Source organism: Anabaena sp. UHCC 0399 (assembly GCF_034931465.1).
In the GTDB taxonomy this organism is placed as follows: domain Bacteria; phylum Cyanobacteriota; class Cyanobacteriia; order Cyanobacteriales; family Nostocaceae; genus Trichormus; species Trichormus minutissimus.
Genome location: NZ_JAYGGZ010000073.1, coordinates 1 through 24,319, shown reverse-complemented (window position 1 = coordinate 24,319; position 24,319 = coordinate 1). Strand labels below are relative to the sequence as shown.

Here is a 24,319-nt window from a genome sequence, read left to right as displayed (position 1 = left end):
CCTATAAAATTTATTTTAAAGATAGGTCTATTATATTTGTGCTTATTATGTTAATAATGAATCTGAGTTTATTCTCAATTAAAATAACTGTTTTAAGCTAAGTTTCGCAGTAACTCACTAGCCAATTGCGCGATCGCCTGCCAATTTCTTTCTATGACTAATTCTTTAGGAAATAACTCCCCACTCAACCCAACAGCAACAGCACCAGCTTGGATCAGTTCTTGAGCATTTTCTAGGGTGACTCCCCCAGTGGGAATTAAGGGAATATGGCCGAGTGGGGCTTGCAAACTCTTAATGTAGCTAGCACCTCCCACCGCTTGCACAGGAAAGACTTTCACGCAGCTAGCACCATAAGACCACGCCGTGATAATTTCTGTCGGGGTGAGTGCGCCAGGGATAATTGGTGTATTTTGAGCTACGGCGGCTTGAATCATCACAGGATCAACGTGGGGTGTGAAGAGAAATTGCGCCCCAACGGCGATCGCCTCTTGCAACTGCTGTACATTAAATAATGTCCCCGTCCCAATCGTACATTCGGGTAATTTATTTCGTAGTTGCGTGATCAATTCGCCAGCGCGATCGCTATTCCAGGTAATTTCAATCAGTTTCATCCCCCCATCAGCTACAGCCAAAGCCATTTCCAGTCCTAATTCCAGCTTTGGTGCGCGAATAACTGCAAGCGATCGCTGTTGTTCTAACTGTGATAACCAAACCTGATTAGACATTTCGATATTTCCCAAAGTTTCTGGCTGTTTTAAGGATGCAGAATTTGCATTTTAGCTGTTCATCCCCCAGATAGATCAAGACATCAAACCTCATGCGTCAATAGCTAGATGGAAGATGAGGGGGAAATATTTACGCTGAGTTTAAACAGGCCAAGAATATATCTCCAGAAGCGCAAAACTGTATCATTCTTGGCTTAAAGAAGATACAGGGTTAAAACAAGCAGTGCTTCTTTGTAAATCCTATGGTAGACGCAACTATAACTAACGTAGTTGAGGCTTTGCGTGAATCTGCATTCCAAATCACAGGTACAGCCACAGACTACGATCCATTGATTAATTTGATTGGGAATGCTCGTTTTGTTTTAATTGGTGAAGCTTCCCACGGCACTCATGAATTTTATCAACAACGGATTGAAATTACTAAACGACTAATTCAAGAGCAGGGTTTTACAGCAGTCGCCATAGAAGCAGACTGGCCTGATGCTTACCGTGTCAATCGCTATATTCAAGGCGTGAGTGCAGATCCCACACCAGCAGAAGCACTTGCAGGTTTTCAACGCTTCCCTACCTGGATGTGGCGCAATACAGATGTTTTAAATTTTGTCAATTGGTTGCGTGAATATAACGACAACCTACCAGACAACGCGATTAAGGTTGGTTTCTATGGGTTAGACCTTTACAGTATGTATGCTTCGATGGAAGCAGTAATCAACTACCTTGATCAAGTAGATCCCGAAGCAGCCCAACGCGCCCGTTACCGTTACTCTTGCTTTGATCATTTTGGGGAAGATAGCCAGCAATATGGTTATACAACCAGTTTTGGATTAACTAAATCCTGTGAGCAAGAAGTAGTCAGCCAACTACTCGAACTACAGCAACGATCTGCCGAGTATATTAGCAAAGATCATCAACTAGCAGCAGATGAGTTTTTCTCTGCTATGCAGAACGCTCGATTAGTTAAAAATGCCGAGGTTTACTATCGCTCAATGTTTAGTGGGCGAGTTTCATCATGGAATATTCGCGATCGCCATATGGCAGAAATGCTAGAACAGCTAGTTGACCATTTAGATCAACGAGAAACACCCAGCAAAGTTGTTGTTTGGGAGCATAATTCCCACCTAGGAGACGCCAGAGCCACAGATATGGGAAAACTGGGTGAAGTAAATGTAGGTCAATTAGTACGCGATCGCTACGGACAAGATGCAGTGTTAATAGGGTTTAGCACCTACACCGGTACAGTCACAGCCGCTTCTGATTGGGGGGGAACAACGGAACTTAAGCAAGTGCGTTCCGCTTTACGGGGTAGTTATGAAGCCCTATTTCATCAAACAGGAATACCACAATTTTTGCTCCTGTTGCGGGATAATAATCCGGCTATTACTAATCTGAGAGAACCAAGATTAGAAAGAGCAATTGGTGTTATTTACCAACCCGAAACCGAGCGTATCAGTCACTATTTTTATGCTTGTCTACCGGATCAATTTGATGCGGTGATTCACATTGATGATACTAGGGGAGTCGAACCCCTAGACAGGACTGCTTACTGGGAAATGGGCGAAGCACCAGAGACTTTTCCTTCGGCTCTTTAGGGATTGGGGGCTGGGGATTGGGGATTGGAGACTGGGAAAAGATAATTTCTGCCAACTTCTGCCAACTATATAAATCATGAAGCAATGAGAAATAACTTTGATCCAATGAGAATGGGAAACCGCCTAGCAAGGAACTGGTGGACATTGGCTTTGCGAGGAACACTAGCGATTCTCTTTGGTTTAGTAGCACTATTTTGGCCGGGAATTACTATTACGGCCTTAGTATTGCTCTTTGCTGCCTTTTTGGTGGTGGGAGGAGTTTTATTAGCGATCGCAGCATTTAAAGATCGTCTTGATGATACTAATGCTTGGCTAATGTTAGTTGAAGGTGCAGTAGGGATCATTGTAGGCATTTTAGCCTTTATCTGGCCGGGCATTACTTTCTTATTGTTGCTTTATCTTATTGCTGCTTGGGCAATTATCACTGGTATTTTTGAGATGATTGCCGCCTTTCAGTTGCGAAGGGCAATTGAGAATGAATGGCTGCTAGTAATAGCCGGAATTGCTTCATTCTTCTTTGGTGTACTGTTAGCGATTTGGCCGTTAGCTGGAGCAGTAGCCATTGTCTGGATTATTGGTATTTATGCCCTTGTTTTTGGAGTATTACTATTAGCTCTGTCTTTCCGACTACGTAATTGGAGTAATCAAAGCAGACTGTGAAGAATTTTAGATTTTAGATTTTGGATTTTGAATTGATTAGATATGCCAACGGCGACAGACTTTAAAGATTATTACGCAATTATCGGTGTAGACAAAAATGCTACACCAGAGGAAATTAAACGAGCATACCGCAAACTTGCCCGTAAGTATCACCCTGACTTAAATCCTGGAGATCAGCAGGCTGAAACACGCTTTAAAGAAATCAATGAAGCCAATGAGGTACTTTCTGACCCTGAGAAGCGGAAAAAGTATGACCAATTTGGACAATATTGGCATCAAGCCAGCCAAGGTGCTGCACCTCCACCTAGAGACGCGGGTGTGGGCGTGGAAGGCTTTGATTTTGACCAATATGGTGATTTTGATTCCTTTATTAATGACTTATTAGGTCGCTTTGGTGGTGCAGGTAGAACTAGAGGTAGAACCTATACTTACCGTACCCCCACAGGTGAACCAACTGGATTTACAAGTCCGCCTGCGGATACAGAAGCTGCGATCGCTCTTAATTTCTCAGAAGCCTTTCACGGTGTACAAAAGCGGCTGCAATTAGATAATGAAGTTATTAACGTCCGAATCCCACCAGGTGCTAAACCAGGTAGCCGGATTCGCATTCAAGGCAAAGGTCATCCTAGTCCATTTTCCCAGCAACGGGGAGACTTGTATTTGACCATTGAAGTTTTACCGCATCCCTTTTTCAAATTTGCAGACGATAACATCCTTTGTGAAATCCCCATTCGTCCTGATGAAGCTGTATTAGGCGCACAAATTCAAGTACCTACTCCTGATGGCAGTGTCACAATGAAAATACCGCCAGGAGTGCGTTCTGGACAGTCTCTCAGATTACGTGGTAAAGGTTGGAGACAGCCCCAAGGTGGAAGAACTGACTTGATAGTAAAATTGCAAATTTTTCCTCCCAAGGATATTAGCCCCATTGAACGGGAAGCCTACGAAACTATTCAAGCCAATACCAGTTTTGACCCCCGCGCCCAATTGCAGGAGGTAACACTATGACAGAGTTTAGCCTTTCTCAAGTAGTTGTCTCACAAGAGGGAGAACAGCTTTACTCTTTTGAATATGCTGCAACAGTCACGAAGACATCTACCACTTTAGTAGAAAGTTTTGCCCAGTTAGGTTTAATTGAACCCGTAGGAGTTATGCTCAGTCGGCGTGATATTACTCGCATTGCTCAAATCCAACGCCTACGCCATGATTTAGGGTTGAATTTAGTAGGTGCTGCAATGGTTCTAGACATGGCACAGGAAATTGCTAATTTACGCACTCAAAACCAAGCATACCAATCACTATTGGACACAATGCTAGATATCAAAACCCAGAAATAGACTCAATCTTTTTCAATGATGGGACAAATTGTAGTGTGAGCATTATCAGGTTTGATTTCCCAACCTGAAAGTAGTCCTTCTAACTCTTGTTTGAGAATTAGTAATTGTTGAATTTGTTCATCAATGTCTTTTACTTGATCTTCTAACTTAGTTTTGATATGTTCACAAGGCAATGATCCTGCATCGTGAACTTGCAAAAATTCTTTAATTTCTGATAATGTTAAACCCAAACTTTGAGCGCGTTTAATAAAATGTAGCCGCGCTAAAACATCAGCTTTAAATAATCTAAAGCCACCCTCAGTTCTGCCTGATGATTTGAGTAAACCGAGTTCTTCGTAGTAACGAATAGTTTTAATCGGAACACTACTTTCCTTGGCGACTAAACCAATCAGTTTTGATTCTTCTTGGACTAACATAATACTGTGACCCTTGATATCAGCATTTATCTTAATTATAAAGTTTTTAGGACTTAGGTTTACTCAAAATAAACCACCATAATTCCAACCCAATTAACCCAAGTCCACCGATTGTCACAGCAGCTTTGATTGGTAGTGATTGTTCAATCTGGCGGAATTGAGTTGTTGACACTTCATGGTTATGATTTATTTCTGCGAGGGCTTGATTGTTAGCTAAACTAAACATCAATCCCCAAGTTACTAAACTGGCAAGAATTATTTTTCTATTCAACATTTTAGTCTTGCTCCTATAGAATTGCTTTAGGCTGAAATTTACGCAGACGTAGGGCATTAGTGACTACTGACACCGAACTAAATGCCATTGCTGCACCGGCAATAATAGGGTTAAGTAACCACCCGAAGATAGGAAAGAGAATACCAGCCGCAATAGGAATGCCCGCAACGTTGTAAATGAAGGCGAAAAATAGGTTTTGTCGAATGTTGTGTATTGTGGCGCGGCTGAGTTGAATAGCTGTGACAATACCTTGCAAATCACCAGAGATTAGAGTAATGTCACTAGCAGCGATCGCAACATCTGTACCAGTCCCAATTGCAATGCCCACATCAGCTTGAGCCAAAGCTGGCGCGTCATTTATCCCATCACCAACCATTGCCACAATTGAGTGCTGAGTGCTGAGTGCTGAGTGCTGAGTTGTGTTAGCGGTAGCGCGGCGTTTAGCCGGTTGTGAGTTGTGAGTGGGCATTGTATTTTTCTCCCCCTGCTTCCCCTGCTCCCCCTGCCCCCTGCCCCCTGCTCCCCCTGCTCCCCTGCTCCCCTGCTTCTCCATTTGCAGCGACTTAACCACCTCTGCCTTTTGCTCAGGACGAACTTCCGCTAACACGCGCTTGATACCAACTTCACGGGCGATGCTTTCGGCGGTGCGGCGGTTGTCGCCTGTTAGCATTATGACTTCTAAGCCGAGTTTTTGTAAGGCTTTCACTGCTTGAACAGAAGTAGGTTTAATAGCATCAGCAATTCCCATCAATGCTTGAATTTCCCCGTCTACTGCTAGCCAAACGGCTGTTTTGCCTAAGTATTCCAAACGTTCTTTATCTTGTTGTAGTGCTTGTGTATTAATTCCCAATTCTTCCATCCAGCGTTGTGTACCAATTTGGACAAGATTTTCACTCACAATACCTTGTACGCCACTACCTGCAACTGCGGCAAAATCCCTGACTTGTGCTAATTTGACTTCCTGAGATTGCGCATATCTCACAACCGCTTCTGCTAGTGGGTGTTCGGAATTGCGTTCTACAGCTGCAGCTAGTTGCAATAGCTTAATTTCGTTGCTGTTAGCTGTACCGTTAACTGTGAGAAAATCTGTAACTGTGGGTTTTCCCTCGGTAATTGTGCCTGTTTTGTCTAAAACAATGGTTTTAATTTTGTGTGCTAGTTCTAAACTTTCAGCACCTTTAATTAAAATGCCGTTCTCTGCACCCTTACCTGTACCTACCATCACAGATGTTGGTGTGGCTAAACCCAAAGCACAGGGACAAGCGATAATTAATACCCCGACTGTGGTCATCAACGCCAGGGTGATATTACCCGTGCTGTTAAACCAAATTATAAAGGTGAGAATTGCGATCGCAATCACTGCCGGCACAAACCAACCCGTAACTTGGTCTGCTAGTCTTTGAATGGGAGCTTTAGAACCTTGTGCTTGCTGCACTAACTGCACAATTTGCGCCAATACGGTATCCTTACCTACCCGTGTAGCTCGAAATTGGAAACTTCCAGTTTTATTGATAGTCGCGCCAATTACCTCATCCCCTAGCTGCTTTTTCACAGGTAAACTTTCCCCTGTCACCATTGCTTCATCAACTGTAGATGCACCGTTAATTACTTCCCCATCCACAGGAATCTTTTCCCCAGGACGAACTAGCACCACATCACCAATCTGCACTTCTGCAATTGGCACATCTATTTCTTGTCCATTGCGAATTAACCGCGCTGTTTTGGCTTGTAACCCAATTAGTTTACGGATGGCTTCTGAAGTTTGACTTTTAGCACGATGTTCAAATAATCGTCCTAACAAAATTAAGGTGATGACAATTACAGCAGTTTCATAATATACATCTGCCATCAACCCCTGACTGATGAAAAAGCTAGGAAATATCGTAGCAAACAGGGAATAAAAATATGCTGCACTTGTACCTAAAGCTATCAATGTATCCATTGTGGCGTTATGACGTTTGAAAGCTTTCCAGGCGTTGAGATAGAATTTTTGACCACACCAGAACTGTACAGGTGTAGTTAAGATTAATTGCAGCCAAGGGTTATGCAGCCATGCGGGAATGAAAGGTAGGTGTAACCCTGTCATCATTGGTAGTGAACCAATTAGCAGCACAACACTAATAATTCCCCCTACTATCAACTTTTGCTGTAAATCGCGGGACTCTCGCTGGCGATGTCTCTTGTCCTCATCATCTTCCCCTGTCATCAGGGTTTGTTCTTGCAATGGGTAAGCAGAATAACCCGCTGCACTCACTGCACCTTGAATAGTTTGTAAATCCGCAGTTTTGGCATCATATTTGATTGTTGCCTGTTCTACCCCAAAGTTAACGCTACATTCCTCAACCCCAGGAACGGCAAGAATAGCATCTTCAATATTTTTGGCACAAGCCGCGCAACTCATACCGCGCAGTTTTAATGTGGCATTATCCATAATTAGTAACCCCATTAACAAGGGATGCTGACAACTAACTTCATCTTTAATCCTCCAGTCAACTGGAGAGTCAAGTAGTTATCAGCAAACTTTTTTCTTCTTTGTCAGGGGATTGAGGCGAGAATGACCAATGACTAATAGCTATTGTTACCTATCACCTGTCACCTGTCTGTCACCTATCACCTATCACCTTCCCCAAGTTACACTTCTTCACATATCTGCAATGTGGAATCATGTTTTGCCGTAACCTGATAATGATAGTACCGGCAATTATTGAGAGAAGAGATTCACAAAGGCAGGTTGCAATTCATGGCTTATTCCTGGTTTAAAGCATTTCATATTATTGGCATTGTGGTTTGGTTTGCGGGGTTGTTCTACCTGGTACGTCTATTTATCTATCATGTAGAAGCCGACCAAGAACCAGAACCAGCACGGACGATACTGAAAAATCAGTATCAAATTATGGAAAAACGCCTCTATCACATCATCACTACCCCAGGAATGTTGGTGACGGTAGCAATGGCTATTGGTTTACTGAGTACAGAACCGGAAGTTTTAAAAGAAGGTTGGTTACACTTCAAGTTGCTGTTTGTGGTTTTGCTGTTGGGTTATCATCATTACTGCGGTCGCTTAATGAAGAAGTTAGCCGCCGATGAATGTCGCTGGAGTGGTCAGCAATTACGGGCTTTGAATGAAGCACCTACAGTCATGCTAGTGGTGATAGTGATGCTGGCTGTGTTTAAGAATAATCTACCCACCGACCTTACAGCTTGGTTGATTTTTGCACTGATTATTTTGATGGCGGTGACAATTCAACTGTACGCCAGAAAACGCAGGCTGGATAAAGAAAAACTGACAGCCCAGATAGGACAAGTTCCTCAAGAACAAAGTTAGACAGGATTGCCTGAGATATCCTACATTAAAAAATAGTTGCGATATCTCAGGTAACTCTTATATGAAATATCAGGAATTATTTAGCGATCGCGTGGCTGTCATAGCAACAATGCACCACAAAGAAAAAGTGATTGCTCCCCTATTAGAACAGGAATTAGGAATTAGGGCTATAGTACCCCAGGGTTTCAATACAGATATTTTCGGCACATTTACCAGAGAAATCAAACGCCCAGGTACACAAATCGCAGCCGCTAAGTTAAAAGCAGAAAAAGCTTTAGAAATCACTGGAGAAAATTTAGCGATCGCTAGCGAAGGTAGTTTTAATCCTCATCCGATAATACCTTACATTTATGCTAATCTAGAAATCGTAGTTTTATTAGATAAAGTTAATAACTTAGAAATTATTGGTGAGGAATTTTCTACAGAAACAAACTTTAATCATCAGGTTGTTAAAAGTTTAGCAGAAGCCTATAAATTTGCTGACAAAATAGGCTTCCCTGAACATGGCATTTGTCTCTGGTTTGAAGTTTCTGCAAATCGTTATAGTGAAATTATCAAAGGGATTAACACAGAAGAAAAATTTCTAGAGATGGTGAAGTTTGCTTTAGAAAATTCATATAAAAACGAAATAAATCTTGAGACAGATATGCGGGCAATTTACAATCCAACCCGCATGAAAAATATAGAAAAAGCTACCCGTAATTTACTACAGAAAATCAATAGTTGTTGCCCTAAATGCCAAACACCAGGATTTGAAATTACTGAACGCATTCCCGGATTACTCTGTGAAGTTTGCCATACGCCAACTAGATTAATCCATACAGTCATATATCAGTGTAAAAAATGTGGTTTTAGACAAGAAAATTTATTTCCTCATGGTCAAGAATTTGCCAATCCTGCTCAATGTATGTACTGTAATCCTTGACCATTTATCACAAGGCGACAATGATGGATTAGGCGTAGGCTTGCGCCTACTCGGAGAGTAACCCAACAGTTGCAAGTATATGTTGGGTTTTGCAAAGCTTCAACCCAATCTACTAAACTGATGATTTATATTGATAAAAAAATCTCCCGTTGCTAGATAGTAACGGGTAGATTTAAAATTCCAGTTCGTCAGGTGATCGGAATAGTTATTTATTTAATATTTATTGCCTTAACTGCAATTCTGCCATTAGATAGATAAAATGTTCTCTCAAGTCCTCAAACTTGTATATCAAAGCACTTTGATTTTGAAAATCGTAAAGGCAATTCAATCATAAAACTTGTCAAACCATTACCACTCATAACTTCAATTGTGCCTTGGAGATATTCCACTAACTTTTTAACCAATGTTAACCCCAAGCCTGTACCACTATCTTGCCAGGAATTATCTTGAGGAATTTGGTAAGATGTATCAAAAATTGATAACTGGTCTTTTGTTGTATTTTGAGAAATTTGATAGAAAGGTTCAAAAATATGAGATTGCTCTTGTGTGGAAATGTCTACTCCAGAATTGTTAACTGTAATTTGCAAGGAGGGTAATAGATGAAACTCGTCACCATCTACAGGATTATCCTGATTGCTGATATTTTGCGGGTTTTGGGTAAAATGAACGGTTACTGTGATATGACCAAAAGCAGGAGTGTACTTACAAGCATTAGTCAGTAACTCTGATATGATGCGAGTCAGAAGACCTAAATCAGAAACTAAAGGTGGTAAGTCTGGCGGAACAGTTACTTTTAAAATCTGTTTTTGATTTTGGGTAATATCTTGAAAACTTTCAACTAGTTGCGGTAGCCATTCTTGGACTTGAATCAAAGTTAATTCTAATGGATAAGACTCTGCATCCATGATTCGCATACTCAGCAAATCATCTACTAAATTTAATTCTCGTTCGCATTCATGATATAGGATATTGAGGTAATGGAATGTAGACTCAAAGGCAGCAGGAGCAAAGACTTTGAAAATATTCTGTTGATTGAGAATATCTTTAAGTGTACTGATGGCCATTTTGATATTCGATAATGGCGATCGCATTTCATGGGAAGTAGTAGCCAAAAAATCCTCTTTCAACTGGTTGATTCTTTGCATTTCTGCCATTTGCAATTCTAGCTGGCGGGAACGCTCGGCTTTAATATTACGTTCTTCTGCTAGTCTTCTTTGGGTGTCATCTCGGAACACCATGACAGCACCTGTAATCACGCCACTGTGATCTTGCAAGCAAGTAGCACTATCTGCAATGGGAATTAATCTGCCATTTTTAGTGCTTAATAGGATATTACTGCCTAGATAGACAGTGCTGGTTTGTTGGATGGCAGAGGACATGGGATTTTGAACAGGTTGTAGCGTTTTTTCGTTAATTAACTGTAAGATTTCAGTTACTATTTGGTCTTTGGCTTGATTTAGTTGCCATCCTGTAAGTTCTTCAGCAACTTGATTCATGTATTTGATGTGTAACTGAGCATCAACAACAATCACTCCGTCCCCCATTCCTCGCAGCACAGAACTCAAAAATTGTTCGTGTTCATAGCGATTGAGTGCTGTTTGTATGGCAACATAGAGTTCTTGGTCTCTAACGGGTTTCAAGATATAGCCAAAGGGAAATGTGAGCGAAGCTCGTTCTACAGTGCTTTTGTCAGAGTGTCCAGTGACATAGATAACAGGAATTTGGAGAGTATTCCAGATTTGTTCTGCTGCTTGGATACCGTCATTTTCGCCGCGCAGTCGGATATCCATCAAAACTAAATTTGGTCGTAACTCAGTAGCTTTGGCAATTGCTAATTCGGCAGTATCGGCAATATCAACAACGCTGTAACCTAGGGATTCTAAAGTTTCTTGTAGGTTGATGGCCAAGATATATTCATCTTCCACAACTAGGATTCTAATTGTTGTAATTTTCTGTGTGTCAGAGGAGAGTGTGATCATGTTTAAACCCTAGTTGCTGTAAAATAAATTTTAAATTCTGTTCCCTGGTGAATGTTAATCTCTAAACTGCCTCTCAATTGCTTGACTAAACCCTGAATCAGAGTCATACCCAGAGTTTTAGTTTTCTTACTATCAAATTCCGCAGGTAGCCCAACACCATTATCACGAACGATGAGTATTAAGGTTTGATTACTTGCTTGAGATAAGCTGACCTGAATTTCGCCTGCACGATCCGCAGAAAACGCATATTTCAAGGCATTAGAAACTAATTCGTTAATAATTAAGCCACAGGGAATAGCTGTTTCAATATCTAGATTGACATTTTCAACTTGAACTTTTAATTGAATATGAGTAGAACTTACATTGTAAGAGTCAAATAAATGAGTTGTTAAGTCGGGAATATATTGAGCGAAATCGATATTAGCCAAATCATCAGAACGGTAAAGTTTTTCGTGTACTAGAGCAATGGAAGCGATACGATTTTGGCTATCTAGGAGAATGGAGGTGGCTGGAGAATCTTGAGTGCGTCTGTACTGCATTTGCAGTAAACTGCTGACAATTCCTAGGTTATTTTTGACGCGATGGTGAATTTCTTGGAGCAATACTTCTTTTTCTTTTAACGATGCTTTAATTGTTTCGGCTACTTGTTTTTGTTCAGTGATATCTTGTTGGACAGCAACTAAAACTGTGCCATAATCAGGATGATCAAAAACAGAGGTATTGGCACTACACCAAAAGGGAGTACCATCTTTTTTGATATTTTGGACTTCGTAGGTAGCTTCACCTTGTTGAGTGACGACGGAGGCGATCTTTTGGTGAACTCCTGTAGCTGTAATTTGGTGATCTTCATAATTCAAAATTGACACATGGTGACCGATCAATTCACCAGCGTCATAACCAAATGTTTGGTCGAATTTGGGGTTTGTATAGACAATCATGCCATCATTGATGCGAACTAGACAAATTCCCTCTGCCATGTTGCGGGTAATCACCGCTTGTAATTCCAACATTTGTTCATAGTGTTTGCGATCGCTAATATTCAGACTATTGCCTATAATCCTGTAAATGCGTGAGGTTTCATCCCGTAGAGGAGTCAAGCTAGTAATCCACCAAGTTAGCTGACCTTGGAATGGCAAACACTCCTCGTAGGTGATGGTTTCTCCAGCATCTACACAATCTTGATAATGCTGCTGGACAAGCATTGCTACTTCTGGTGGTAGAACTTGTTCTGGGGTTTTACCTTGCAAATCACTAGAGCGCAAACCCGTCAGTTTTTCGTGAGTCGGGTTCAAGCCTACATAGCGAAAAACATCATCCTGAACATCGATCACAAAAATCGACTCTCCCACGCCATCATAGATACTACGTAAAAACTGTTCTTTTTCTTGGAGTGCTTGTTCTGCTCGTTTGAGTTCCCGAAGTGCAGCTTGCTGTTCGCTAGTATCAATGATTACGCCTAGCATTCTGATCGGTTGTCCTACTGTGTCATAAATTCCCCGTCCTCTACCAATCAGCCAGCGAATACTAGCATCGGCATGAATGATGCGATATTCAGTTTCATAATTGGTACGATGTTGCAGCGCGCTCAATAAAGCCTGTTCCACTCGGTTTACATCTTCTGGATGGATAGCATTACGCCATATTTGATACTGCTTTGTGGATGAGGTTGGATCTAAACCTAACAAGCGATAGTGGTTGTCATTCCAAACCACTTCACCAGTTTGTACATTCCAGTCCCAAGTGCCGATGTTGGTAAATTCAAATGTGAGCCTTAGTTGCTCTTCACTTCTGGCTAAGGCTGCTTCTGCTTGTTGGCGATCGCGCAGTACAGCTTGCTGTTCACTAATATCTGTGACTCTGACAAGATTCATCTCTTGTCCAGCAACCCGAATGCGTTTCATTACTAGGCTTCCCCAGAAGACATTTCCTTGCTTGGAGAGGTATTCGATTTCTCGATGCCAAAACCCTAGCTGGTCTATTTGTGCAGCACAAGTAGCTATCTCTTCAGGTTGTAAGGGTTGTTTATGAAAAGTATAACCCTCTATCCCAATCAGTTCAGCTTTACTAGATACACCAAACATTTTTAGTGCTTGCTGGTTACAGTCAGTAGTCAGGAATGTCACTGGATCTACTAGAAACAGCGCATCCGCAGATTCGTTAAAAATAGCTTCTCGCAAGTCGCGGCTGTAGATGATTTCTAACTCAGCTTGTTTGCGTTCTGTAATATCTAAAATAGCTCCCAGTAGCTGTGCTACCTTTCCTTGACTATCTTTAGCTACTTCTGCCCTCGATTCAACATAACGCATTGAGCCATCCGGTCGGATAATGCGGTATTCTAAGCTGAAAGGGATGCTATGTGCGATCGCCTCTTCTAACTGAGTCTGGATTGTGGCGCGATCGTCTGGGTGAACCATCTCTAAAAACTCAGTGTGGGTTGGTTCTACCTGATGGGGATTTAACCCAAAAATCTGAAAAGCTTCCTTTGACCAACTGCGCTGATAAGTGTTTAAATCCAATTCCCAACTGCCGACATGGGCAATTTTTTGAGTAGTGATTAGCCGTGCTTCACTGTGGCGGAGTTTTTCTTCTGCCTGGATGCGTTCGGTGATATCTTGGGCAGTACCGTAGAGGCGCACCACTTGTCCATCTGCGTTGAATTCTGCATATCCAATGCCTTCAATGTAGGTGACAGTATCATCAGTAGTTAACTTACGCAGCAGCAATTTATAAGATTTACCAGTAATAATTGCTTGGTTGACAGCTTGCTCTAGTTTTGCCCTGTCTTCTGGGTGATACAACTCCAAATTTTCCTGATAAGTTGGTTCTGTTTGGGTGGGATCTAGATTGAAAAGACGAAATAGCTCCTCTGACCAAATAATTTTTTGTGTAGCTAGATCAAACTCCCAACTCCCAAGACGAGCAACGCGTTGCGATTCTGCCAAAAATGCTTGACTCTTGCGTAGTGTGGCTTCAATGTGTTTGATGTTCGTGATCCCAACTACCAATCCATCCCAGACTATGCGACCATCTGGCCATCTGTGGGGTGAAGAACGAAAATGCAGCCATTTGACTTGTTTACTAGGTGTGCAGATTTGCAGTTGAATATCAAACACGGAAAGATCGTGCATGGATTCATTAACTGCTGCTTCTAGGCGCAGGTTGTCTTCCCCAATAAACTGGCGATAAAGTAAGCTCGAATCTTGCAGTGCATCTTCTGCTTTGACTTCCATCAATTTTTCAATCCCTGCACTGAGATAGGAAAAGCGATCGCTACCATCTAGTTCACGGACAACCTGATATATTGCTCCATTAGGAAGGTTATCGCCGATTCTCCGCAGCATGGCTTCACTCTGTTGCAAAGCGATTTCTGCGGTCTTGTAATCGCCAATATCCCCCAGAGAACCAACTAATCGGATGGCATTACCTTGCTCATCCCAGACTGCTTTGGCGCGGGATTTAAACCAGCCGTAACTACCATCTTGGAGACGCAGACGATATTCACAGCTATAAACGGGAGTTTGCCCTGATAGATAAGCTTCTTGAGCCGCCATGACTCGTTCATAATCATCAGGATGCAGGCGTTTGCTCCATTCATCATCCCAATTGCTCAGTTCATGGCCTTCATAGCCTAACATCTCAAACCAACGGTCAGACCGGAAGGTTTTATTCGTTAGTATATCCCAATCCCAAATGGCTTCATTAGTACCGGCGATCGCTAGTTGCCAACGTTCCTCACTTTTGCGGAGAGCTATTTCTGCTTGTTTGCGGTCAGTAATATCTTTACTAATACCAGTGGCAATCCAGCAGTTGTTTTCGGGGTCATGGCGGGAGGTGTAGGTGGCTGAAATCCAACGTAGAGAACTATTTTTGTGAGCAAATCGGAATTCCACACTGGTTGTAATTCCCGCCAAGATATCTGCAAACAGAGGCATAATTACTGTTTCTACATCTTGGGGATGAACTCGTGACATCCACAGGTGTTTATCCTGCATAATTTCCACGGCTGTATAGCCAAAGATAGCTTCACAACCGGGAGATTGGTATTCATATTCCCAATCATGATTCGAGAATACCCGAAAACTAACTATAGAATTAGCGATTGCGCTATTGAGAATGTCATTTAACCTCGCTTCTGAGGCGCGATAGTGTGCTTCTCTTTCCCAGCACACTTGACTTATCTGTTGTCGCTGGGTGATTTCTTGTGCTAATTCTGCTTTCTTGCTATCAATTATTTGTTGCAGGACAGTAATCACTTTACACAGTTTGATGGGGTCTAATGCCTGCAATACAATGCTTTGGGTGATTATTCCTAATAATTCGCAATCGCTTCCTGTCACCACTAAGCGGCGAATTTCTAACGACTGCATCCGTTGATACGCACTCCACAATGTATCTTCCGGCGCAACAGTCACGAGGCGATCGCTCATCACCTCCCCTGCTATGGTAGAAACTAGATCCAAACCCTGTGATTGGAATTTGACAATATCTCGTTCAGTGATAATTCCGATGGGTATTAGTGCTGAATCTTCTGCCTGTGATTCTGCCACAATGACCACAGAACTGATTTGATGACTAGTCATGAGGTGCGCTAAAGTCTCCACTGCAACCTTAGCAGGCGCAGAGATTACATCAGTTTCCATGACATCAGCAACAGTTCGCAACTTCAGTAAATCACTGGGTTGTAACGCATCTCGCACCGATAATGGTGTCAGCACACCCAAAACTTTTCCTTGACCATCAATCACGGGTAGATGAGAAATATGATGCTGGCGAAACAGTTGTAAAACAGTGTTTAGATCCTCAACTTCTGTCTCGCTTAAGGTAATTACAGGTTGCAGTATCAGTTCTGCAATGGTCATCTCTGCGAAATTAATTTTATTAGCGATCGCTCGTACTACATCTCGTTCTGTGAAAATATTTACTAATTTTTGCTGTTCTAGAACTAATACACAGCTAGTATGAGCTTGACTCATCAGATGGATTGCTTCAACCACTAGGGTATTTGGGGCAACTGTCACCAATGGTGGTTGATAGCTGGCATCCAAGAGACGCAATCTAAGAGTGTCCATCTTCTGAATTTAGCTAATGTTTGTAGATAATAATTTTCTAGTTAAATGATTCTCTTTATCTTGATTTGTAGAATTTATATATATAAAATTTACATTTCTTCAAAAGATTTTTGTGATTTTTACAACCATAAAAAAATTCCCTCTGCTAATGAATAGTCAGAGGGCAGTGTTATGGTGTGAGGAGCAAACATAATGTTTACTTAATACCTAAAGTATCAGGGGATTGTGACAGAGTTATCTCAATGTGATGAATTTGATGCGATCGCTATTAACAGTGATCAGTCAACAGTTCAAAACTTGTAACTTAAAACCTGAATCACACTACTATCAGGTAAATTACCAGAATTAAGATTAATCGTGTCGCTATTACTACGGCGGACAGTTGTACCCTGCATCAAGGTTAAAAATTCATCTACTGGCGTAATATCACAGGCATTAGGATCAGCAGCTTGTGTACGGTAGTGGGTGGGAATGACAATTTTGGGATTTAAAACTGCGATCGCTTGTTTTGCTTCTTCCGCATTATAAGCTTTGGCACTACCACCCACAGGAACACATAATACATCTGGTCGCCCCATGAGGATTTTTTGTTCTAGAGAAATGGGTGCGGCTGCCCCTCCTAGATGTAAGATATTGACTCCCCCTTGATTCCACTTCCAAGCAGTATTTACCCCAAATTGCTTACCACCTTTGCGATCGTGGTCGATGGCAATTCCTTGCAACTGAATCCCTTTAAATTCATAAGATCCGGCTGTAAATACTAACTTAGGATTACCTGGTAAGCCATCCACCGCGCCTTCATCTAGTAATTGGCTGCTAATCAACACTAAATCGGCTGAGACTTTTGGCAAACGATATCCAGCAGTACAACCCAGTTTCCGAAAGGGATTAACCAGAAGTTTTACCCCACCACCAGTAAATAGAAAGCAAGTATGACCCAACCACTGTACTGATACCCCACCAGATTGAGCATTAGCTGGGAGAAAAGAAGCAAAGGTAGGAGCAATAGCCGTGGTGAGTCCCGCCCCAGCATAGCCAATAAACTGTCGTCGTTTCATTAATTCTTCTCTTGTAACTGTTGCAGGAAGTTTCGCAGTAACTGTTTTCCTAAAGATGTGAGAACACTCTCTGGATGAAATTGGACACCTTGAATGTGAGGATAGTTCCGGTGTCGTACTCCCATGATTGTGCCATCTTCTACCCAAGCGGTGATTTCTAAAACTTCCGGGCAAGTCTCGCGGTCAATCACCAGACTATGATACCTAGTGGCAGTCATCGGATTTTCTAACCCCTGGAAAACACCTATCCCAGTGTGAGTTACCTGAGAAGTTTTACCGTGCATTAATTCTGGAGCAGAAACAATTTTACCACCAAATACTTGACCAATACTTTGATGACCCAAGCACACACCTAAGATTGGCAAACTAGTTCCTAATTCTTGAATTAAATCTAGGGATATACCTGCATTTTCTGGACGACCAGGGCCAGGGGAGATGACTACAGCATCCGGTTGTAATTGCTGAATTTCGGTTAAGGATATTTTATCGTTACGAAAAACTTGAATATCTGACGCTACGGGGAACTCAGCTGCTAGTTCTCCGAGGTACTGCACTAAATTATAAGTGAAGCTGTCGTAATTATCTATAACTATAATCACAGCCTATAATAGCTCCTAATTTTTACTCTCACCATGTTTAATTGTCACCAGTTCTGCACTAGTGTAAATGCGATCGCCATTAATTATGACTATACGCCAAGTACATCTTAGTAATTAATGCGGCGGCAGGTGGAGTAAACAATTTAATTTTAAAAAGCTGACATAATTAGAACTACCAATGGTGGAAGCAACAGCACAGATGCAACTAACACTGCTACCAAAGCAGAGACAAGCACCGCACCAGCCGCACAATCCTTGGCGATTTTTGCCAATTCATGGTAAGTCTGCTTGACGGTTAAATCTACAAGGGACTCGATCGCCGTGTTTAATAACTCCAGTGCCAATACTAAACCGCTAGTGATACCAATAATTGCGATTTCCACTGCTTGCAGATGTAAAAAGACGCTGAGAGCGATCGCTAAAGTGCAAACACTCACATGAATCCGAAAATTCCGTTGCGTCTGAAAACTATAGCTAATTCCAGCCCAAGCGTACTGGAAACTCACTACTAAACTAGAGGCCACTTGCCAAGAAAGGCCTCGTTCTTTGTTCACAAAGGTAAATAGTTGATTTTGAGTAGGTGGGGGAGAGATTTGTTGAGACATAGGCTTAAAATTAGAACAATAAGGTACATATACTGAGAATCTGGGATGATTTTACTATTGCAATCAACTTTAACGCAGCTTTTTACAGAAGTATTATATTAGGATCGCTTAAATTTCATACTTACAAACACAAAAATCTTTAATATTCTATGTCTATATGAATACCGATTGACCTCAGTAAAATTGCTTGCTGCTTTAACATTTCTGTTAAACTTTCTTCATCAGGATGATCCCAGCCCAACAAATGTAGTAAACCGTGAGCTACCAACCAAGCAAACTCAGTGGATAAACTATGTTCTTGTTGTTGAGCTTGACATTGTGCTGTGTTTACTGAAATAACTATATCCCCTAAATACAACGGCGCAAACGACATTTCCGCCACTTGTGGAAAATCTACCTCTAAAGCCGCAAAGGATAGGACATCCGTTGGCTTATTTTGCTGGCGATACTGGGCATTTAGCTCTTGAATTTCTACGTCATTAGTCAAACGTAGCCCAATTTCATAACTAGATGCTGGCGGTAGATGGGGTTGGAGAATGTCTAACCAGCAATCAAACCAGTTTTTCCAAGTTTCAGATGCAATTTGATTCTCAAGATAGTTAGATTTGAGAGCTTCTTCTAGTGAAGACTCACAAAAAACATCTTGTACATCAAGGTCGAATTCTACCAACTCCAAAATCTCCTTATAAGGGTTTAGCATCGTGGCGAATTGAGGAGGGAGATTTCAATGCGGAGTGACGCGCAGAAGTACGCAGAAAATTCGCTACGAATTAATAAAATGGTGCGCTTAGTGTGTGAGGTAAGCTAAACCGACAAAAACCGCTAACAGCCCTACTGTGGTGAGCAGGAAATGCTTCAAAGAAGTACCACCCTTCCGCACCATATTTCGCATCGCCAGTTTAACGTAGCTGGGTTGATTTTCTGTTGCAGGAGAATTACTCATAAATTAAATAACAAGTTCTTTATATATATAAATGTAACAGTTTGCCAGGATTTATATCGCCAGATTGGTCAAATTCAGGGAATAGAGGGGGACAAACCAAGTCAAAAATTGTTGAATTTTGGCTTGGTTTGTCCTCAGTCCCCCATTACACTGATTCTACAAGCTGGTTTTCCTGACGTAGATAGGCTTGGATGAACATATCTAGGTCACCGTTCATGATGTCAGCGATCGCAGTTGTTTCCGCATTGGTACGCAAATCCTTTACCATCTGGTAAGGGTGGAAAACATAGTTACGGATTTGGTTGCCCCAGGAAGCTTCCACCATATCACCCCGAATGTCAGCAATTTCTTGAGCGCGTTGTTCTTGGGCTATCACTAACAACTTGGCTTTAAGGCGGGCTAAGGCTTTCTCTTTGTTTTGCAACTGGGAACGTTCTTCTGTGCAGCGCACAGCCAACCCTGTGGGCAGGTGAACTATCCGCACAGCTGTTTCTACTTTGTTAACGTTCTGTCCACCTTTACCCCCAGAACGAGTTGTGGTGATTTCCAAATCCTTGTCAGGGATATCCAACTGCACTTTACTATCTATCTGCGGCATCACCTCCACCCCAGCAAAACTGGTTTGGCGTTTACCATTGGCATTAAAAGGTGAAATCCGCACAAGGCGATGTGTACCTGTTTCAGAACGTAAATAGCCGTAGGCGTAGCGACCTGTAATTTCTAAGGTGGCTGATTTAATCCCAGCTTCGTCACCTTCTGACTCTTCAGCTAGAGCTACCTTGTAACCATGCGCTTCTGCCCAACGTGTATACATTCTTAACAGCATAAATGCCCAGTCTTGAGCATCTGTACCGCCAGCCCCTGCGTTGATGGTCAATACTGCCCCTTCTGCATCATAGAGGCCAGACAACAATTGTTGCAATTCCCACTGGTCAAGCTCACGATTCAGCTTGGTGATGGTAGATTCGGCCTCTTTTAATAGTGCCTCATCCGTTTCCAGTTCCAAAAGCTCAACAACTGCCCTAGTATCGTCCAAACTGACGTGCCATTGATGATACTGTTCTAGGTGGGCTTTCAGGTCATTGAGTTCTTGGAGCGTTTTTTGAGCTGTGTTTTGGTCATCCCAAAATTCTGGCTGTGCGGCTATTTGCTCTAGGTCATGAATTTTGGCTTTTAGTGCAGGTACGTCAAAGATAGTCCTGGGTCTTACCCAGGCGACTAGACAACGTTTCGATTTCGCGTTTAAGTTCTAATACGTCCATTGTGCTGGCTTGAAGTAAATCGATAAATTTTGAGATATTGGTATTTATTGTATTTGAATTTTTGATTCTAGCTGTAATTGGTCGCAAGATATATTCACGGATAATATTGCTTGCCATAGGCTGTCAATTTTTCGAGAAATTTTCTCAAACGCTTAAGACTAATTGATAATTTCAATGCTTGAAGGTGTAAAAGTCAAATATGTTAATGGAAAGCTTATATCTTCAATCACACCATAGGCTGTCACTGCTGCTAGGTCATAAAAAACCGTAGTTGCTGATGCTGTTACTACGGTTTATAAATCTTTAAGTTTTTATACCTAATAATTGCATAATTGCTTAACGACGGCCATTGATGGCAATCAGCAAGCGCAGAATAAAGATGAATAGGTTGATGTAAGTCAGATACATCGATAAAGCCGCAGGTAGATATTGATCATCGCGGTAAGTACGGGGCAAGATGTAAAAATCAACAACTGATGCCCCAGCAAAAAGAAATACCCCTAAACCGGAAATGGCAATTTCTAACCAATTAGGTGTGTAAACACCAAACAAGGCAAAGACAAATTGAGTCAGACAGACCACCACCAAGGCGATAATGCCAAGAGAGATGGTTTTAGTCAAAGCCATACCATCTTGTTCTGAGAGATTTGAACCAATTGGACGGGCAACTATAAAGGTAACTCCACAACCAAGGGCTGCTAAACCAATGCCTTGAATACCAACACCTTGAGTTTTCAAAGCCACAAACACTAAACCACTCAGGGTATATCCCGACAACAAGCTGTAGGTAGCTAAAAGTGGCAATGCTAGACTCTTGTTACCTTTTTGAGCAACATTCTGGGCAATAAAAAACAGTATTAACTCTAGAATTACTGCACCAATAAAGGTAGGGAAGAAAATTTCGGGGTTATTACGGATAATACTCAGACCACCGTAAGTTCCCAATGCTGTAAGTATTAGACCACCACCCACATAAGGCAGGGCATTGGCAATGACATTGGGGCCTATTAAGGTGTGAGACTGGGCTTTACGGAAAGCTTCGCGAAAATTGCTGGTATTACTCATATGGCAAGACTAATTTTTTAGAAAAACTTCCTGATTATTCTTATTCTTACCCATATTTAATTTTTTTAGCCAGGCAGAAAATCTGTAAATAATTTTACCTATTTGGCTGGAGCATTGATTTCATCGTAATCATAAAATCTATCAGCAATATATAGCAGGTAAGCTGTACCAGATTTAATTTGCACAGATCATTTAGCTAAATTCTTTAGCAGGACTTATTTTCATTCTTTTGATTTTTAATTTTTGACCGATACCTATTTTAGATTGAAGAAAAGCTGATTTTAGATTTTTTTGGTTCATGCCGGACTAACGTCACGCTACGCTAACGCCCCTTGTGAGTGAAACAAATCCAAAATTCAAAATCCAAAATCCAAAATCCAAAATTCGTTTACTTGCTTGGTGGGCTTAGTCAAGTATTTTTCAGTACAAATAACTAGCTTTGTTGCGAAAAATAAACTTTGTTAAAAGAGTAATTGCTATTTAAAAAAGCAAAACAGCCTGCAACAAATAGGCAATATAAATCATGCGTAAAAATACGGAATGGTGGAGATGTCCCACCAATAATTTCAGTGAAACGACGATGGTTTAATCAGCCTTGTCTAAGGAAAATAATTACAGATTTAAAGAGATACGCAGCTCCATTTTGGCAAAAAAAGGAGTTACAAACAAGGAATTTTTATATGACAGCAAGTGAGTCCTCTATGCAAATTGATGGTATGGAGTTATTGCACTTATACCACCACAATCCTTCTATTAAACTTCGTAATCAACTAGTTCAGTTACATACTGGATTAGTGAGAAAGATGGCTCACAAATTTAGTCATCAATGTAATGAACCTTATGAAGATTTAGAACAGATTGGTTATTTTGGTTTAATCAGGGCGATTGAGCGTTTTGATCCCAGCCAAGGATACGCTTTTAGTTCCTTTGCTGTACCATATATTCGCGGTGAAATGCTGCATTTCTTGCGCGATCGCAGTACTCTATTAAAGATACCCCGCCGTTGGCAAGAATTGTACAACGAAGGACAAAAAGTCCGTAAAGAGTTGGCAGTGTCTTTAGGTCGTCCTCCCAAGGATTCAGAAATTGCTAAGGAACTCAAGGTATCTGTACAAGAATGGCAAGAAACCAAGTTAGCAGCCCAAAATCGGATGCCTTTGAGTTTAGATGCTACAGCCGTTCACTATGTTGATTGCCAAATTACCTTGGGTGAAGCACTTCCTTGTCCCCGTTCTACAGCTTTGCAGCAACAAAACGAAGAACGGCAACAACTGCAAGGGGCAATTAATATGTTAGAAGAAAAGCCCCGCCAAGCTGTGGAAATGGTATTTTTAAAAGAATTGTCCCGTAAGGATGCCGCCAAAAGTATTGGTACTAGCCCCATGACAGTAACGCGGTATTTGCAAAAGGGAATTCAAGATTTAATTGGTTATTTACAACCACAAGTAGTACCAACAGGGTCTTGAGAGTGCTGAGTTGTGTTAGCGGTAGCGCGGCGTTAGCCGGTGCTGAGTGCGGAGCGTAACGTTGAGCAGTATGTTGTTAGCGGTAACGAGGCGTGAGCAGGGTGCTGAGTTGTGAGTCAAAGAAAGATAGTATTCAAGCTAAAACCCCACAACTAGGGCATGAAAATCTCTCTTCCCCATTCCCTCTTTTCAGACTTGATTAATTACGAATTACGAATTACGAATTACGAATTGGTATTATTCCAGGGAATACTTAGGGAGATGTTAATTTATCCAGTATTTTGCTATGGGTCACTTCTTTCGCTATTTACCCACCTACCTAATACTCAGCTTACTTTGTCTAGTCCTAAGCTGGTCATTCCCTGCACAAGCGGTTACTTATCCTAATCCTCAACTAGAACAGCAAGTCTTAGACGTCCTCCGCAAACACCCAGAAGCAATTATTGAATCTGTCCAAGCATATCAGCAGCAGCAACAACAGCAAATTAATCAATCACGACAGGTATTTTTAGAGGATTTGCAAGCTAATCCCGAAGCGGTGATTGCAAATTCCCCCACAATGGGAACGATACCAGCAAAAAACGTGTTAATAGAATTTTCTGATTTTCAATGTCCCTACTGTGCTGAGGCGCATAAAAAATTGCAGGATTTGTTAGTCAAGCATCGAAATGAGGTGACATTAGTTTATAAAAATTTACCTTTGCCCACTCATTCTGAAGCCCTATCAGCTGCAAAAGCGGCTTGGGCTGCAAATCAGCAGGGCAAGTTTTGGGAATATCATGATGCTTTATTTACCAATCAAAAGCAACTTGGAGACAATTTGTATTTAGATATTGCCAAGAAACTAAATCTAGATATGGAGAAGTTTAACAGCGATCGCCTACTTGCCGAGCCAAGCATTAAACAAGATATGCAGCTAGCCCAAAAATTGGGGGTCCCAGGTACACCTTTCTTTGTAATGAATGGTAAAAACTATTCTGGGGCTGTACAGCTAACAGACATTGAGAGTAAATTAGGTAGTG

General features: G+C 41.6%; 21 protein-coding genes. 8 read left to right on the top strand and 13 right to left on the bottom strand.

Annotated elements, in window-relative coordinates; translation table 11 throughout:
- Positions 1 to 92: 92 nt before the first annotated feature.
- Positions 93 to 725, bottom strand: coding sequence for a bifunctional 4-hydroxy-2-oxoglutarate aldolase/2-dehydro-3-deoxy-phosphogluconate aldolase (locus VB693_RS26875; protein WP_323268907.1), 633 nt, complete (start codon positions 723 to 725; stop codon positions 93 to 95).
- A gap of 242 nt (positions 726 to 967) precedes the next feature.
- Here VB693_RS26875 and VB693_RS26870 point away from each other — a divergent pair, with 242 nt between their 5' ends.
- The 4 genes from VB693_RS26870 to VB693_RS26855 all read left to right on the top strand — a co-directional run bounded on the left by VB693_RS26870 (position 968) and on the right by VB693_RS26855 (position 4,311).
- Positions 968 to 2,314 carry an erythromycin esterase family protein gene (locus tag VB693_RS26870; protein ID WP_323268906.1) on the top strand — a complete coding sequence of 449 codons (1,347 nt, stop codon included), beginning with the start codon at positions 968 to 970 and terminating at the stop codon, positions 2,312 to 2,314.
- 84 nt (positions 2,315 to 2,398) lie between these two features.
- Positions 2,399 to 2,974, top strand: a complete 576-nt coding sequence (locus VB693_RS26865) for an HdeD family acid-resistance protein (RefSeq protein WP_323268905.1) — start codon at positions 2,399 to 2,401, stop codon at positions 2,972 to 2,974.
- 42 nt (positions 2,975 to 3,016) lie between these two features.
- Positions 3,017 to 3,982: a DnaJ C-terminal domain-containing protein gene (locus tag VB693_RS26860; protein ID WP_323268904.1), complete on the top strand. Its 966-nt coding sequence runs from the start codon at positions 3,017 to 3,019 to the stop codon at positions 3,980 to 3,982.
- The gene (locus VB693_RS26855) at positions 3,979 to 4,311 is read left to right on the top strand and encodes a chaperone modulator CbpM (RefSeq protein WP_323268903.1); all 333 of its coding nucleotides are present in this window, start codon (positions 3,979 to 3,981) and stop codon (positions 4,309 to 4,311) included. Before VB693_RS26860 ends, VB693_RS26855 begins: the two co-directional genes overlap by 4 nt.
- A gap of 2 nt (positions 4,312 to 4,313) precedes the next feature.
- On the opposite strand, the gene VB693_RS26850 is transcribed toward VB693_RS26855, so the two are convergent.
- Genes VB693_RS26850 through VB693_RS26840 form a run of 3 tightly spaced genes read right to left on the bottom strand, consistent with a single transcriptional unit; the run spans position 4,314 to position 7,432 of the window.
- Positions 4,314 to 4,727, bottom strand: coding sequence for a heavy metal-responsive transcriptional regulator (locus tag VB693_RS26850; protein ID WP_323268902.1), 414 nt, complete (start codon positions 4,725 to 4,727; stop codon positions 4,314 to 4,316).
- Between the two features lie 46 nt (positions 4,728 to 4,773).
- A complete protein-coding gene (locus VB693_RS26845) occupies positions 4,774 to 5,001 on the bottom strand; it encodes a hypothetical protein (RefSeq protein WP_323268901.1) in 228 nt (75 codons plus the stop codon).
- A 13-nt stretch (positions 5,002 to 5,014) separates the two neighbouring features.
- Entirely contained in the window at positions 5,015 to 7,432 is a 2,418-nt protein-coding gene (locus tag VB693_RS26840) for a heavy metal translocating P-type ATPase (RefSeq protein ID WP_323268900.1), read from the bottom strand.
- A gap of 309 nt (positions 7,433 to 7,741) precedes the next feature.
- On the opposite strand from VB693_RS26840, the gene hemJ reads away from it, so the two are divergent.
- Together hemJ and VB693_RS26830 are read left to right on the top strand one after the other, a co-directional pair.
- Positions 7,742 to 8,326, top strand: coding sequence for a protoporphyrinogen oxidase HemJ (gene hemJ, locus VB693_RS26835; protein WP_323268899.1), 585 nt, complete (start codon positions 7,742 to 7,744; stop codon positions 8,324 to 8,326).
- Between the two features lie 61 nt (positions 8,327 to 8,387).
- A complete protein-coding gene (locus tag VB693_RS26830; RefSeq protein WP_323268898.1) occupies positions 8,388 to 9,251 on the top strand; it encodes a DUF6671 family protein in 864 nt (287 codons plus the stop codon).
- 275 nt (positions 9,252 to 9,526) lie between these two features.
- Here VB693_RS26830 and VB693_RS26825 read toward each other — a convergent pair whose 3' ends face one another.
- From VB693_RS26825 to VB693_RS26785, 9 genes are all read right to left on the bottom strand, one after another.
- The gene (locus VB693_RS26825) at positions 9,527 to 11,230 is read right to left on the bottom strand and encodes a response regulator (protein ID WP_323268897.1); all 1,704 of its coding nucleotides are present in this window, start codon (positions 11,228 to 11,230) and stop codon (positions 9,527 to 9,529) included.
- A gap of 2 nt (positions 11,231 to 11,232) precedes the next feature.
- Positions 11,233 to 16,299, bottom strand: coding sequence for a PAS domain-containing protein (locus VB693_RS26820; protein ID WP_323268896.1), 5,067 nt, complete (start codon positions 16,297 to 16,299; stop codon positions 11,233 to 11,235).
- A gap of 290 nt (positions 16,300 to 16,589) precedes the next feature.
- On the bottom strand, positions 16,590 to 17,357 hold the full coding sequence (locus tag VB693_RS26815; RefSeq protein WP_323268895.1) for an MBL fold metallo-hydrolase: 768 nt from the start codon (positions 17,355 to 17,357) through the stop codon (positions 16,590 to 16,592).
- Complete coding sequence (locus tag VB693_RS26810) at positions 17,357 to 17,956, bottom strand: aminodeoxychorismate/anthranilate synthase component II (protein ID WP_323268894.1); 600 nt, start codon at positions 17,954 to 17,956, stop codon at positions 17,357 to 17,359. The genes VB693_RS26815 and VB693_RS26810 overlap by 1 nt, the downstream gene beginning before the upstream one ends.
- Before the next feature lie 149 nt (positions 17,957 to 18,105).
- The gene (locus tag VB693_RS26805) at positions 18,106 to 18,561 is read right to left on the bottom strand and encodes a diacylglycerol kinase family protein (RefSeq protein ID WP_190703549.1); all 456 of its coding nucleotides are present in this window, start codon (positions 18,559 to 18,561) and stop codon (positions 18,106 to 18,108) included.
- A 139-nt stretch (positions 18,562 to 18,700) separates the two neighbouring features.
- Complete coding sequence (gene ybeY, locus VB693_RS26800; protein WP_323268893.1) at positions 18,701 to 19,261, bottom strand: rRNA maturation RNase YbeY; 561 nt, start codon at positions 19,259 to 19,261, stop codon at positions 18,701 to 18,703.
- Positions 19,262 to 19,348: 87 nt separating this feature from the next.
- Positions 19,349 to 19,504 carry a DUF3285 domain-containing protein gene (locus tag VB693_RS26795; protein WP_323268892.1) on the bottom strand — a complete coding sequence of 52 codons (156 nt, stop codon included), beginning with the start codon at positions 19,502 to 19,504 and terminating at the stop codon, positions 19,349 to 19,351.
- Between the two features lie 145 nt (positions 19,505 to 19,649).
- A protein-coding gene (gene prfB, locus VB693_RS26790) for a peptide chain release factor 2 (protein ID WP_323268908.1) occupies positions 19,650 to 20,766 on the bottom strand; the annotation gives its coding sequence in 2 pieces (ribosomal slippage) (positions 19,650 to 20,693 and positions 20,695 to 20,766; 1,116 coding nt in all).
- A gap of 336 nt (positions 20,767 to 21,102) precedes the next feature.
- On the bottom strand, positions 21,103 to 21,831 hold the full coding sequence (locus VB693_RS26785) for a Bax inhibitor-1 family protein (protein ID WP_323268891.1): 729 nt from the start codon (positions 21,829 to 21,831) through the stop codon (positions 21,103 to 21,105).
- Between the two features lie 680 nt (positions 21,832 to 22,511).
- Here VB693_RS26785 and VB693_RS26780 point away from each other — a divergent pair.
- A complete protein-coding gene (locus VB693_RS26780; protein ID WP_323268890.1) occupies positions 22,512 to 23,297 on the top strand; it encodes an RNA polymerase sigma factor SigF in 786 nt (261 codons plus the stop codon).
- Positions 23,298 to 23,583: 286 nt separating this feature from the next.
- Positions 23,584 to 24,319, top strand: a 736-nt coding sequence (locus VB693_RS26775) for a DsbA family protein (RefSeq protein WP_323268889.1), incomplete at its 3' end; no start/stop codon positions are given.